12 protein-coding genes are annotated in these 12,902 nt (G+C 40.7%); 10 read left to right on the top strand and 2 right to left on the bottom strand.

What is annotated here, in order from left to right:
* Window positions 1–6 precede the first annotated feature (6 nt).
* From EV207_RS07590 to EV207_RS07575, 4 genes are all read left to right on the top strand, one after another.
* Entirely contained in the window at window positions 7–1,026 is a 1,020-nt protein-coding gene (locus EV207_RS07590; RefSeq protein WP_132745311.1) for an ABC transporter ATP-binding protein, read from the top strand.
* A complete protein-coding gene (locus tag EV207_RS07585; RefSeq protein WP_132745309.1) occupies window positions 1,026–2,021 on the top strand; it encodes an ABC transporter ATP-binding protein in 996 nt (331 codons plus the stop codon). The genes EV207_RS07590 and EV207_RS07585 overlap by 1 nt, the downstream gene beginning before the upstream one ends.
* Before the next feature lie 353 nt (window positions 2,022–2,374).
* Window positions 2,375–4,066, top strand: coding sequence for a peptide ABC transporter substrate-binding protein (locus EV207_RS07580; RefSeq protein WP_132745307.1), 1,692 nt, complete (start codon window positions 2,375–2,377; stop codon window positions 4,064–4,066).
* A gap of 249 nt (window positions 4,067–4,315) precedes the next feature.
* Window positions 4,316–5,992, top strand: coding sequence for a peptide ABC transporter substrate-binding protein (locus tag EV207_RS07575; RefSeq protein WP_165886865.1), 1,677 nt, complete (start codon window positions 4,316–4,318; stop codon window positions 5,990–5,992).
* A gap of 312 nt (window positions 5,993–6,304) precedes the next feature.
* On the opposite strand, the gene EV207_RS22975 is transcribed toward EV207_RS07575, so the two are convergent.
* Window positions 6,305–6,472: a hypothetical protein gene (locus EV207_RS22975; protein ID WP_165886864.1), complete on the bottom strand. Its 168-nt coding sequence runs from the start codon at window positions 6,470–6,472 to the stop codon at window positions 6,305–6,307.
* A 104-nt stretch (window positions 6,473–6,576) separates the two neighbouring features.
* Here EV207_RS22975 and EV207_RS07570 point away from each other — a divergent pair, with 104 nt between their 5' ends.
* The 4 genes from EV207_RS07570 (at window position 6,577) to spxA (ending at window position 9,317) form a co-directional block, all read left to right on the top strand.
* The gene (locus EV207_RS07570) at window positions 6,577–7,155 is read left to right on the top strand and encodes a peroxiredoxin family protein (RefSeq protein ID WP_132745305.1); all 579 of its coding nucleotides are present in this window, start codon (window positions 6,577–6,579) and stop codon (window positions 7,153–7,155) included.
* Window positions 7,156–7,845: 690 nt separating this feature from the next.
* Window positions 7,846–8,436, top strand: coding sequence for a GNAT family N-acetyltransferase (locus EV207_RS07565; RefSeq protein WP_132745303.1), 591 nt, complete (start codon window positions 7,846–7,848; stop codon window positions 8,434–8,436).
* A 41-nt stretch (window positions 8,437–8,477) separates the two neighbouring features.
* The gene (locus tag EV207_RS23695) at window positions 8,478–8,600 is read left to right on the top strand and encodes a hypothetical protein (RefSeq protein ID WP_279389177.1); all 123 of its coding nucleotides are present in this window, start codon (window positions 8,478–8,480) and stop codon (window positions 8,598–8,600) included.
* 321 nt (window positions 8,601–8,921) lie between these two features.
* The gene (gene spxA, locus EV207_RS07560) at window positions 8,922–9,317 is read left to right on the top strand and encodes a transcriptional regulator SpxA (protein ID WP_132745301.1); all 396 of its coding nucleotides are present in this window, start codon (window positions 8,922–8,924) and stop codon (window positions 9,315–9,317) included.
* A gap of 58 nt (window positions 9,318–9,375) precedes the next feature.
* Here the strand turns inward: spxA and EV207_RS07555 are convergent, their stop codons facing one another.
* A complete protein-coding gene (locus EV207_RS07555) occupies window positions 9,376–10,056 on the bottom strand; it encodes a TerC family protein (RefSeq protein ID WP_132745299.1) in 681 nt (226 codons plus the stop codon).
* A gap of 398 nt (window positions 10,057–10,454) precedes the next feature.
* Here EV207_RS07555 and mecA point away from each other — a divergent pair, with 398 nt between their 5' ends.
* Both mecA and cls read left to right on the top strand, forming a co-directional pair.
* Complete coding sequence (gene mecA / locus EV207_RS07550; protein WP_132745297.1) at window positions 10,455–11,168, top strand: adaptor protein MecA; 714 nt, start codon at window positions 10,455–10,457, stop codon at window positions 11,166–11,168.
* A 160-nt stretch (window positions 11,169–11,328) separates the two neighbouring features.
* Window positions 11,329–12,837, top strand: a complete 1,509-nt coding sequence (cls, locus tag EV207_RS07545; protein WP_132745295.1) for a cardiolipin synthase — start codon at window positions 11,329–11,331, stop codon at window positions 12,835–12,837.
* Window positions 12,838–12,902 lie beyond the last annotated feature (65 nt).

The raw sequence follows: 12,902 nt of genomic DNA, 5'->3' as shown, positions 1-12,902 counted from the left end.
AGAATTTTGGATAAATTACTAGAGATAAAAGATTTGCATGTATCATTTGACACATACGGCGGTGAAGTTAAGGCTGTCAGAGGTGTTAACTTAGATGTCAAAAAGGGTGAGACACTGGCTATTGTCGGTGAATCCGGATCTGGTAAGTCTGTTACATCCAAAGCCGTTATGGGACTCATTCCTAACCCGCCCGGACGCATCAAGCAAGGGGAAATATTATTCAACGGCAAGGATTTGACGAAATTATCCGATCGAAAAATGCAGGGTGTCAGAGGGAAGGATATCTCAATGATTTTCCAAGACCCGATGACCTCTTTAAACCCGACTATGACAGTCGGCAAACAAATTATGGAAGGCCTCATAAAACACCAAAAGTTAAGCCGCTCGGAAGCAAGAGAACGGACGGTTAAACTCCTTGATCTTGTTGGTATTCCGAATCCCGATAAGCGTGTGAAGCAATACCCACACCAATTCTCAGGAGGCATGCGTCAGAGGGTCGTTATCGCCATCGCTTTGGCATGTAACCCGATGCTCTTGATCGCTGACGAACCAACAACCGCCTTGGATGTGACCATTCAGGCACAAATCTTGGATCTTATGAGGGATCTCCAAAAACAAATGAGCACGTCGATTATCCTAATTACACATGATCTCGGTGTTGTTGCTAACCTGGCACATAGAGTCGCGGTTATGTATGGAGGAAAAATTATAGAAACCGGAACAGTTGATGAAGTCTTTTACAAACCGAAACATCCTTATACATGGGGATTATTATCATCCATGCCGAAGCTTCACGGTAAAAGTGAAGAATTGCTGGCTATACCGGGTTCACCGCCAGACTTGTCGAATCCGCCAAAGGGCTGTCCATTTGCGCCCCGCTGTCCGCACGCCATGCAGGTTTGTATCGAACATATGCCTGACTACACAGAGCTTACAGATACGCAAAAATCTGCATGCTGGCTTTTGGATGAAAGAGCGCCAAAGGTTGAACCGCCAGAAACAATTGGTGTGGGGGGGAGTAAGTGATGATAGCAGCCCAAGGAAGAGAGAAACTGCTTGAAGTAAAGAATCTAAAAAAGTATTTTAATGTTGGTCATAAAGAAGTTTTAAAAGCAGTTGACGATGTCAGCTTTACGATTTACAAGGGTGAAACATTAGGACTCGTTGGTGAATCGGGCTGTGGCAAATCAACAACTGGCAGAACGATTATTGACTTATACGGTGCGACTGGCGGCCAAGTGCTTTATAGTGGTAAAGAAGTTCATGGAGTTAAAGAAAAGAGTAAGAAAAAAGAATTGACTCGAAAGATGCAAATGATATTCCAAGATCCCTATGCATCCCTTAATCCGAGAATGACAGTTAAAGATATTATTGCTGAAGGCATCGATATTCATGGTCTTGCAAAAAATTCAAAAGAACGCCAAGCGCGTGTCTTTGAATTATTGGAAACAGTTGGATTGAACCGTGACCATGCGAGCCGTTACCCGCATGAATTTAGCGGCGGTCAAAGACAAAGAATTGGTATAGCCAGAGCATTGGCAGTCGATCCCGATTTCATCATTGCAGACGAACCGATTTCTGCTTTGGACGTATCTATCCAAGCTCAAGTTGTTAATCTTCTGCAAAACTTGCAGAAAGAGCGCGGATTAACTTATTTATTTATCGCCCACGACTTATCAATGGTAAAACACATCAGTGATCGTGTGGGTGTCATGTATCTCGGTAACATGGTTGAACTTTCAGAAAGTGATGAACTGTATGATGAACCGCTTCATCCGTACACTCAAGCATTGCTGTCAGCTATTCCTGTACCGGATCCTAATGTCGAACGCAGTCGTGAACGCATTATTCTTGAAGGGGATGTGCCAAGTCCGATTGACCCGCCGAGCGGCTGTCGCTTTAGAACACGCTGCCCAATGGCGATGGATGTCTGCGCCCAGGTGACGCCAAAGTGGCAAGAGGCAAAAGAAGGCCACTGGGTTGCTTGCCACCTTCATGATGATGAGTACAAACACGGTTAAAATAAATAAAGCCAAACACCAAAGCTTCCGGTTAATCCCGGAAGCTTTTTTTAAGCCTAATTATTTATGACATTTGTCTTAGATTTATATGTGGTTATTTCGGCAAATTTCTTCTGCTCATTAACGAAAGACGGTCTTTTTCGACAAATTAAATAGCATGAATGATATAGTTATAAAGTCCTATTTTTCACACGGAAAAGCCTTCCAATGCTACATTTTCTAATTTTTAAAAAAATAAGTAATGAAATATTCACAAAATACTTGTAAAATAAATTTTAGAGATGGGCTTTGCCAAAGTTAGAAACATAAATAAAGCTCATCTGACACATATCATAAAGGGAGGTCATTTTTTAATGAGAGGAAAAGCGAAATGGTCAGTACTGCTGGCTGTTGTGCTTGTCATGAGTTTGTTCTTATCTGCCTGCTCAAGCTCTAGCAGCGGTGATAAGAAGAAAAGTGATGGCAAGTCGGGCGGCAGTGATGGAGATTATAAGCAGGTGTTAAATCTTGCCGAAAGTGAAGAAATTCCAACGTTGGATACAAAGGTTGGCGACGATGAGGTTTCTTTCAACGTTTTCCAAGCCATTTATGAAGGCCTTTATACAATGAATTCAAAGAATGAGATCGTCCCGGCACTTGCAACAGGTGATCCAGAAATCAAGAAGGATGGCGACAACTTTAACTATACCTTTAAGCTTCGAGAAAATGCCAAGTGGAGTAATGGTGACCCTGTCACTGCAAATGATTTTGTCTATGCTTGGCACAGTGTTGTCGCAAAGGATTCCAAAGCACCTTATTCTTACTTATTCCCGACTCTGGGTATTCTAAACGCTGATAAAATACTTAATCCTGACGATCCAATGTACGGCAAAGTCGATAAGTTGGGAGTCAAAGCTGTTGATGATCACACCCTGCAAGTGACATTAACGAAAGAAGTGCCATACTATAAGAGCTTATTGCAATTCCCGACATTCTTCCCGCAAAACCAGAAGTTCAGGGAAGCAGAAGGCAAGAAATACGGCCTTGAAGTTGATAACGCCATTTATAACGGTCCATTCGTTCTCGATAAATGGGAACATAACAAAGGCTGGGTATTCAAGAAGAATCCTAACTATTGGGATAAAGACAATGTTTCTTTAGATCAAGTCAATATTAAAGTTGTTAAGGAATTAACAACAACCATTAACCTTTATAACTCAGGCCAGGTTGACCGTGTTGGTTTAACTGGAGAGTGGGTTGATAAGTACAAAGATAGAAAAGACTTCAAAACATACCCTGGTACATCAGTATACTATCTCAAGTTCAATCAGAAAAATAAATATTTGAAAAACGTGAACATTCGCAGAGCGATTGCGATGTCATTTGACAAGGATGCCTACGTTACTAAGCTATTAAAAAATGGTTCGAAGGCTGCAGACTTCTTAGTACCTGGCGGATTTACAAAAGGTCCTGACGGCAAAGACTTCCGCGATGCCAATGGCGATTTGATCAGCTATGATCCTGCCAAAGCAAAAGAGTATTGGAAAAAAGGTAAAAAAGAACTCGGCGTTGATAAAATTGACCTTGAATTCCTTGCGTATGATGGTCCTGACTACAAGAACAGAGCTGTTTTCATGAAAAACCAAATGGAAAAGAATCTTCCTGGATTAAAGGTAACTATCAAGCAGCAGCCATTTAAAGTCATGCTTGATCTTGAAGATAACTTGAAATATGACTTTGTTTCTGCTGGCTGGGGCCCTGACTATCAAGATCCAATGACCTTCCTTGATATGTTCGTCACAGGCAACGGCAACAACCAAATGGCTTATTCTGACAAAAAGTATGATGAGAAAATCAAATTTGCCAAAGAACATTCTAATGATCTAAAAGCACGCTGGCAAGCGATGCTGGATGCAGAAAAGATTCTTTTGAAAGATGATGCTGCACTTGCACCTATGTATCAATCGGGCTCAGCTAAGCTGACACAACCATATGTTAAGGATCTCGTTGTTCATCCGTTCGGTCCTGACTATACATTTAAGTACGTTTCGGTTGATAAGCACTAAGAATTATAAGAAGGAGTACACGGCATCATAGCCGGTGTGCTCCTTTTATTTTTTGGATGGGCGAAAAGTCCTCTTTTGTTTGACGCAAAAACCAACCTTATGCATTTTTTGGATTTGTCTAAAAAAATAGGGCTAAGGTCCAAGGTATAAGCTTGTATAATGACAAGTGGAGACGGAATTTTTAGTATAGTCTGATATAGGGTTTCGCTCTGCTAATTAATTAACAAACATGGGGAGGTTAGTTTCTGTATGAGAAAAAAAGCAAAATGGTCATTTTTGCTTGCTGTTGTTCTGATCATGAGTCTGTTTTTATCAGCATGTTCAAGCAGTTCAAGCGGAGAAAGGTCAGGGAGCAGCAAGGATGGGGATTACAAACAGGTGCTTAATGTCGCTTCAAGTGAAGAGATCCCTTCACTGGATACAACTGAAGGTGATGACCAAGTATCATTTAATGTCTTTGCTTCAGTGTTTGAAGGGCTTTATACGATGAATGCCAAGGATGAACTCGTTCCTGCCTTAGCGAAGGGTGATCCAAAAGTAGAGGAAAAGGACGGCCACTCGGTCTATACTTTCAAACTGCGGGAGGACGCCAAGTGGAGCAATGGAACGCCGGTGACTGCCAATGACTTTGTCTATGCATGGCGCAAGGTAATCTCAAAAGACTCTAAAGCGACCTATAAGAGCTTATTTGCAACGTTAGGTATGTTGAACGCTGATAAAATTTTAGACCCTGATAGTCCAATGTACGGCAAGGTGGATAAATTAGGTGTTAAAGCGGTTGATGATCATACTCTGCAAATGACATTAACAAAAGAAGTGCCTTATTTTAAAAGTCTTATGGCTTTTCCGACATTCTTCCCGCAAAATAAAGAATATAGGGAAAAGCAAGGAAAGAAATATGGACTTGAGGCAGATACAACGATTTATAACGGACCGTTCATCCTTGAAAAATGGGAACATAATAAAGGATGGGTCTATAAAAAAAATCCAAACTATTGGGACAAAGAAAACGTTTCCCTAGATCAAATCAATGTTAAGGTAGTAAAAGAATTGACGACCCGGATTAACCTGTATAACTCCGGTAAGATTGACCGCGTGGCACTGGAAGGGGATTGGGTCGAAAAGTACAAAAACAAGAAGGATTTCAAAACATATCTTGGTACATCGGTCTACTATATTAAGTTTAACGAGAAAAATAAGTATTTAAAGAACGAAAATATCCGCAGAGCATTATCTATGTCCTTTAACAAGAAAGCCTTTGTTAATAAACTAATGAAGGATGGGTCAGTCCCGGCTGATTACCTTGTACCGAAAAATTTCACAAAAGGACCTGCCGGTAAAGATTTCCGGGCAGCGAATGGGGATCTGTTAGGCTATAATCCAAAAGAAGCGAAGAAATACTGGGAAAAGGGCTTAAAGGAATTAGGCGTCGATAAAGTTAATCTTGAATTCCTTTCCTATGACGGCCCAGAGAATAAAAACCAGGCAGTCTATATTAAGAACCAAATGGAGAAAAATCTTCCTGGTCTTTCTATTAATATCAAGCAACAGCCATTTAAGGTCATGCTTGACCTGGAGGAAAATTTAAAATATGACTTCGTTTGGGCAGGCTGGGGTCCCGATTATCAGGATCCAATGACCTTCCTTGATATGTTCCTGACTGGGGATGGCCATAACCAAATGGCATACTCCGATAAAAAATACGATGAGAAAATAAAATTCGCGAAGACGCATACAAAAGATTTGGATGCCCGTTGGAAAGCCCTGCAAAATGCAGAAAAGATCCTGCTGAAGGATGATGCTGCTCTTGCACCAATGTTCCAGAACGGCTCGGCATTCCTGACCAAGCCATACGTTCATGACTATGTCGTCCATCCATTTGGACCGGACTATACGTATAAGTATGTGTCCGTTGATAAGCATTAAACAAAGAGTCTGGGACAGAAGTCTTTTACTAATAGAAAAATCCGAACTCATTCAGACATCTGAATAGTTCGGATTTTTATCTATACAGAAGAAACAACGAAGCGCTACGTCAAAATACTTCGCTTTCCACGGGCACGGCCTAAAGCCTCCTCAGAAAGCAAAAAACGCTTTCTTGCGGGGTCTTCGGACACGTGCTGTTCCCGTAGGAATCTTTCGTATTTTGACTACGCTTCGCATTTGCAATGATACTTTTCAAACTTTATTGTTCGGCATATGAATGAACCCTTTTAGTTTTGTCCAAGCCTCTTCAATTCATTTTCTCTTATCCCGTATTTTCTTAGAAATATATACGAGATAAAGGGCCACCGTTACCCATAACAGCACTTGGATGATCGTCCCGCTAATCCCCCCGAATGCATACTGAATAAAAATAGCTATTATTAATAAGACAGCAAAAATCGTTACCAAGGCTCTTAGCATGCGTTAATCCCCCTAGATATGTTTTTTAAACTCATATTTCTATAGGACAAATCATAAATATAATAAAAAATGCACCTATATCATATTAAAAGGAAGGATCTTAAGTGGCTAATGGCAAAAGAAAACGTTCCTTTTTAAAAATTGTTGTAAGTCTCTTATTAGTCGCTGTGATGATCACCGTCATCTACACTGTCAATCATGAAACATTAAAAAGTAACACGCAGGTTAAAGAACCCCGCACGCGAAAAAACAAAGGAACCGAAGTGACATCCTTTAAGTCAGCTCCAAACTTTACCCTGCTGAATGGTGAAAACGACAAGGTCACATTGGCCGATTACAAGGGACAGTCCATTCTATTAACAACATGGACAACTTGGTGCAAAGAATGCCGCGCGGAAATGGCGTCCCTGGAAACGATCCAGCGGAAAATTCCCCAAAAATGGTTAAGAGTCCTGGCAGTCAATATGACGAGTGAAGAAACATCGGTAAAATCAGTTGAAAAATATTTAAATGAAAATCCTGTTTCCTTTACTATTTTGTTTGATAAAAAGGGAGAAGTCAAAGAGGATTATCACATTTTTGGTATACCGACATCATTTCTCATCGATCCATACGGAAAAATCATTCATACCTTTCGCGGCGTTGTTTCCGTAAAAGACGTCCAGGATTGGCTGCCGCAATAAAGAAAGGCGGAGGCGCCTTGGTCAGCCCCGAAAAGCACTGGAGGGCCTCCGAGGAGGCTGTCGCCGCCGGAGGGGGACCGAAGTGACTCGAGGGGCTAGGCGCTGAAGCTAGACAATACTCACATAACATTTACGCTTTCAAACACAATAAAGAAATGCGAAAGCGCCTTTCCCTATTCGAAGGAAATAGCTTCCGGGCAATCCTGAATTTCCCCCTTGACGATTTGACAAACATGACTTAATCCACTATAATATAATCATTAAAAGCCTTCACATGGAATGTGAAGGTTTTTCTTTTTAAAGAAAACTCGCCGATTGGCGAGCCTTTGGTGAAGACAGAGGCGTAGTTGCGACGCACAGGACGTGCTAGTACTGGCGTTGCAACAGGATGTTACGTCTTTAGCCAGTGCACTTATGTGCGTAAGAAAGTATATACTTTCTTATTAACTCAAATAGGGTGTGGTATGACATACCCAATTGGCGTCAAGCTTCAATCCCAAATAAGCTTGATAGTAAATTTTTCCACATTATCTCCTGTATTACTCCATTATCCCGCTGTTTTAGGAGTTCTTTCTGATTAACCTTTTAATAAAATGCCAACCGTGGAAAAGATCATGATGACTTGCATGTCACAACGTGATTATTTTTTAAGCGTTGTTGCATAATAAATCAAAAAAGAGAGGTCGAGGAATGAACTGGTACGAGAAATTGAACGAGTATTTCCCTATTGAAGAAATGAAATCAAAGGAACACATGGAGCTTTTGCTAAAGGATAAGGCTGAAATGTATCATAAGGATGAAAGCCCAGACCATGTGTTGATGTATGTCGAGACAAAAGATTTTATTTTTGTTGACTATATTTACGTTGCGGCTAAAACACGTGGAAAAGGAACAGGGCATAAGCTAATGGAAAAGCTGAAGGCAAAAGGCAAACCGATTATTCTTGAAGTTGAGCCCATTAACTACGATGATACAGATACAGAGAAACGCCTTCATTTTTATAAAAGGGAAGGATTCGAACATGCTGTCTCAATAGGCTATAAACGCCGCAGCCTGGCAACCAACGAAGTGAATGAAATGGAAATTCTTTATTGGTCGCCAACAAATGAGTCCGAAGAAAGTATTATGGAAAAAGTTAAGAAAACGTATGAAGAAATCCACACGTATAAAGACGTTGAATTATACGGCAAGTCTTACCTAGATGTTGATGAGGTCTTGACAATTGAAGCCGATAAGACGGACAATATACTTGAGTTCGAGACAGAGAAAAGCCCAACTTAATTTGTTTGATGCCGTGATTTTTATAAAGGAGGCGGTGCGACATGAAGCCCAATGGTAAGCGCAAGCGAAAAAATGCGTTGAAAAAATGGTTAAAAGAACGTTTGGGTAAGTGGGAACCGAAGTCGAAAAAAACACCGGCATCAAATAGCAAAATCTCTGCATAACAGGAGGCCCCAAATTCGGTGGCCTCTTTTTTTTGATGAAAAACATGTTTAGCAATATAATATTAAGGGAATTATTATTTTAGCGTTACATTTGCACATGTTTTTATAGGTCAAAATGACCCTTATTGAAAATCATTTTCAAAAGGGTCTAGCCAAATTAGAAATATTATAATATAATAATGATGTAAAGTTTTTAAAGAAAACTTGGCTTTGCCGAGTTCTCCATAATAAAAATCTTTGTTCTCTTATGTATTTCGGAAAGTTTATACTTTCTGATTAACTATGTGCATGTAGTGACAGTCCTTTAAGGAGGGTGAATAAATGGTCACTTTATATACATCACCAAGTTGTACATCTTGTCGTAAAGCCAAAGCATGGCTTAAAGAACATGACATATCGTTTTCTGAACGAAATATTTTTTCTGAACCGTTGTCCATTAACGAAATCAAAGAAATTCTACGGATGACTGAAGATGGGACAGATGAAATTATTTCAACAAGATCAAAGGCGTTTCAAGAATTGAACATTCAATTGGACGCTATGCCTCTTCAAGACCTGTACGAATTAATCAAAGATAATCCGGGGCTGCTTCGCCGTCCAATCATGCTTGACGATAAGCGCTTGCAGGTGGGTTATAACGATGATGAAATCCGCAGGTTCTTACCAAGAAAAGTTCGTACCTTCCAGCTTCAGGAAGCACAACGCTTAGTTAACTAAGACACTCTCTCGGGAGTGTCTTTTTTTTTCAGCTTTTCTTATGTTAGGGAATTTTAGACTAAAAATGCTGACTGGCATTATTTGATTTTATATTATTAATCAGCAACCCGCTCAATAAGACACCGACAATGATGATGACGGTAAAGGTTGTTTTCATCTCAGGGTGTCCAAGAAAAAAACTGTGGATTTTTGGTTCAGACATAATCATACCTGATGCAGTGTAAGCTAGGACCGCTCCGCCGATATAAATTAAGCCAGGCACATGCTCCATGGCATTAAGAATAATTTTGCTACCCCATATAATGATTGGCACCGATACACTAAGCCCCAAAATAACAAGAAGAATATTGCCCTTAGCTGCACCGGCAATGCCAAGGACGTTATCAAGTCCCATTACAAGGTCAGCAAATACAATTGTCCTAACAGCAGAAAGGAGGGATGTGCCGGCCTTTATATTAACATCTTCCTCTTTATTAATAAGAAGTTTAAAGGCAATATAGATTAACATTAGCCCCCCAATGAGTAAAAGATAGGGCACCTGCAGAAGGGAAACCATCATGGCTGTGAGGACGATCCTCAGAATGACGGCAAGGCCTGTCCCGAGTAAAATCGCTTTATTCCGCTGCCTGACCGGAAGTCTGCGACAGGCAAGGGCTATGACCACAGCATTGTCGCCCCCGAGAATTATATCAATTAGTACGATGTTTAACACTGATATTAGTAAATGGTCTGTGAGCATATTTCTACCCCTCTCGTGATTAGCATCCTAGCACCAATCTATGCTGACCTGTCCAGAAAAATAACCAAGCAGCATGTCGTCGTTTCATACTATGGCTCTTTTGGGTATATAAATAATAGATAAATTGGACTTGTTTTTTATCTGTTGGTTTAAATATTCAGCATTGGTGAATAATCTTTTATACAATTTAGTACAAATAGGAAAAGGCCCTTTAGGTAACCATGAAGAGGCGGGCATCGAAATTAGAAAAAAGGGCTAATGCGGATTAATTAAGATGAACGGACATTTTTATTTCATTCACAGTCGATTTATCATACAATAGGAGTACAAGACAGAGGTGTTGCCGTCAATTAGAATGGTCGCTCCCGAAAATACTATGGCGAAGGGAGAGATTTTAAATGGACATAGAACGTGTCAACGATTACACTTTAAAGTTTTATATTAGCTATCTTGACATAGAAAATCGCGGTTTCGACCGCGAAGAGATTTGGTATAACCGCGAACGCGGGGAGGAACTATTTTGGGAAATAATGGATGAGGCGCACAATCAGGAGTCATTCCCGCTTGAGGGGCCGCTCTGGATTCAAGTTCAAGCCATGGAAAAGGGATTGGAAATCATCGTAACACGGGCACAGCTTTCCCAAGATGGTTCTAAGCTTGAACTGCCGATTTCCGAGGATAAGCACTTGGATATTCCGGTAAATGAAGGGTTGGAAAGCCTTATTAGCGAACACTTCCAGACCGATAAGGCTGAAAAAAACGGGACGAAAGAAGCAGGCGATGATGGCAGTGATGAAGAACTAGGTGATGATGGTGATCTGACATTCCTTATCAGGTTTGATGATCTAGAGGACGTGATCAATTTAAGTCATGAGTTCATCGATCATCCTTCCGTCGATACCGCCTTATACGTTTATGAGAACGACTATTACCTTGATGTCATTTTCTATGAGGATATGAGCGAATTTGAGCAGGATAATCGTCTAAGCTGTATTCTGGAGTATGGGTATGAAACGGAGCGAACCATCCATTTTATTCAAGAGTATGGTACAGAAGTCATTTCTGAAAATGCTTTAGGCGACATCAAAAAACATTTTCCAAAACACTCATGACCGGTTTTTCCTAGGAAAAACCGGATTTTTTTGTCTCTTGGTGAGAAAGCATGTGAGGTTATGATGGCTTTGTCTAGCTTCAGCGCCTTTCTTTTCATATACACTTTTTAGGGGTAAGATGATATTATGGTTTTTGACAGACATTAAGGAGTTTAGGCAAATGAAGAAACAATTCCAGCTTCTTCTTTTTACATTATTAGCAATCATTATATTACTGCTTGTACAGGATTGGCAGCGCTGGCTGCTCGATACTTTGAATATTGGCTTATCGCTGACAGTTTTTTTTATAGCCGTGGTGATTTTCCTTGAAAATAGACAGCCGGCCAGGACCATTACATGGCTGTTGGTTTTGGCGGTATTTCCAGTGGTCGGTTTTATTTTTTATATAGCTTTTGGCCAGAGCTTAAGAAAAAGGCGGCTGTTCCGAAAAAAAGCATTCCTGGACAATTTGCAATTGGCTAGCGCCGCCCCATCTAAAGTAATTGAAAAGAACAAATTAAATTTGATGGGTGAGCACCAGCATGCATTATTAAAGCTTGCGCAAAAACTTGGTCAGCATCCAGTCTCGTTTACGACTGAAACAAAGGTTTTAACGAATGGTGAAGCAACATTTAAAGAAATCATTGATGCGATCAAACGGGCCAAGCATCATGTCCATTTGGAATATTACATTGTCCGGAACGATGACATCGGCACGAAATTAAAAGAGGCCTTAATCGAAAGAATGAGCGAGGGTGTAGAGGTCCGCTTCTTATATGATGCAGTGGGCAGCTGGCGCTTGTCCAAAAAGTATATTAAGGAGTTAGAGGAAGCGGGAGCAGAAATTATCCCCTTTTTTCCGGTAAAACTCCCGGTGTTAAATCACAAGATCAATTTCCGAAACCATAGAAAAATTGTTGTTATTGATGGATCAATCGGATTTATGGGCGGGCTAAATGTTGGCGATGAATACCTGGGAAAGAACCCATCCTTCGGGTTTTGGCGGGACACCCATTTGTTTGTTAAAGGGGAAGGAGTCAAAAGCCTTCAAGTTATCTTCTTGCAGGACTGGTATTATATGACGGGTCAGGCCATTACAGATCACAGCTATTTTGAAGTGAAACCGGCGCAAGGTGACCACTTTGGTGCAGTCCAAATGGTATCATCCTCGCCTTATAGTGAGTGGGAAGTGATCAAAAGCCTGTTCTTTTCAATGATTACATCGGCAAAAAGGGCGATTTGGATTGCTTCGCCTTACCTCATTCCAGACGATGATATTTTGAGTGCTTTGAAAATAGCGGCTTTAAGTGGCATTGATGTAAAAATTCTAGTGCCGAACCGCCCGGACAAACGGATTGTCTTTTATGCCTCGCATTCTTATTTTCCTGACCTGCTTGAAGCGGGTGTCAGAATCTTTGAATATGAGGAAGGGTTCATGCATAGTAAAGTCGTTATTGTTGACCATGAGCTTGCATCGATCGGCACTTCCAATATGGATATGAGAAGCTTCCATCTGAATTTTGAGGTGAACGCGTTTCTTTATAGGACGGACAGCACGATCCAGCTTGTCACAGATTTTATTGATGATTTGGAAAAGGCCAAAGAGGTGAACTTTACCCAATTCAAAAAGCGGTCGATATTCAAAAGAATCATTGAATCAACATCAAGGCTGTTATCACCATTATTATAGTGCCTGTCACCACGGTGCCAGGCACTAATATTTATGGTATGATAATTGAAAATGAAAGGTTGTGA

Origin of the sequence: Scopulibacillus darangshiensis, from assembly GCF_004341035.1 — a bacterium.
In the GTDB taxonomy this organism is placed as follows: Bacteria; Bacillota; Bacilli; order Bacillales; family Sporolactobacillaceae; genus Scopulibacillus; species Scopulibacillus darangshiensis.
Note: the sequence above shows the minus strand (reverse complement) of the source record. Positions and strands in the feature narration are given on the sequence as shown.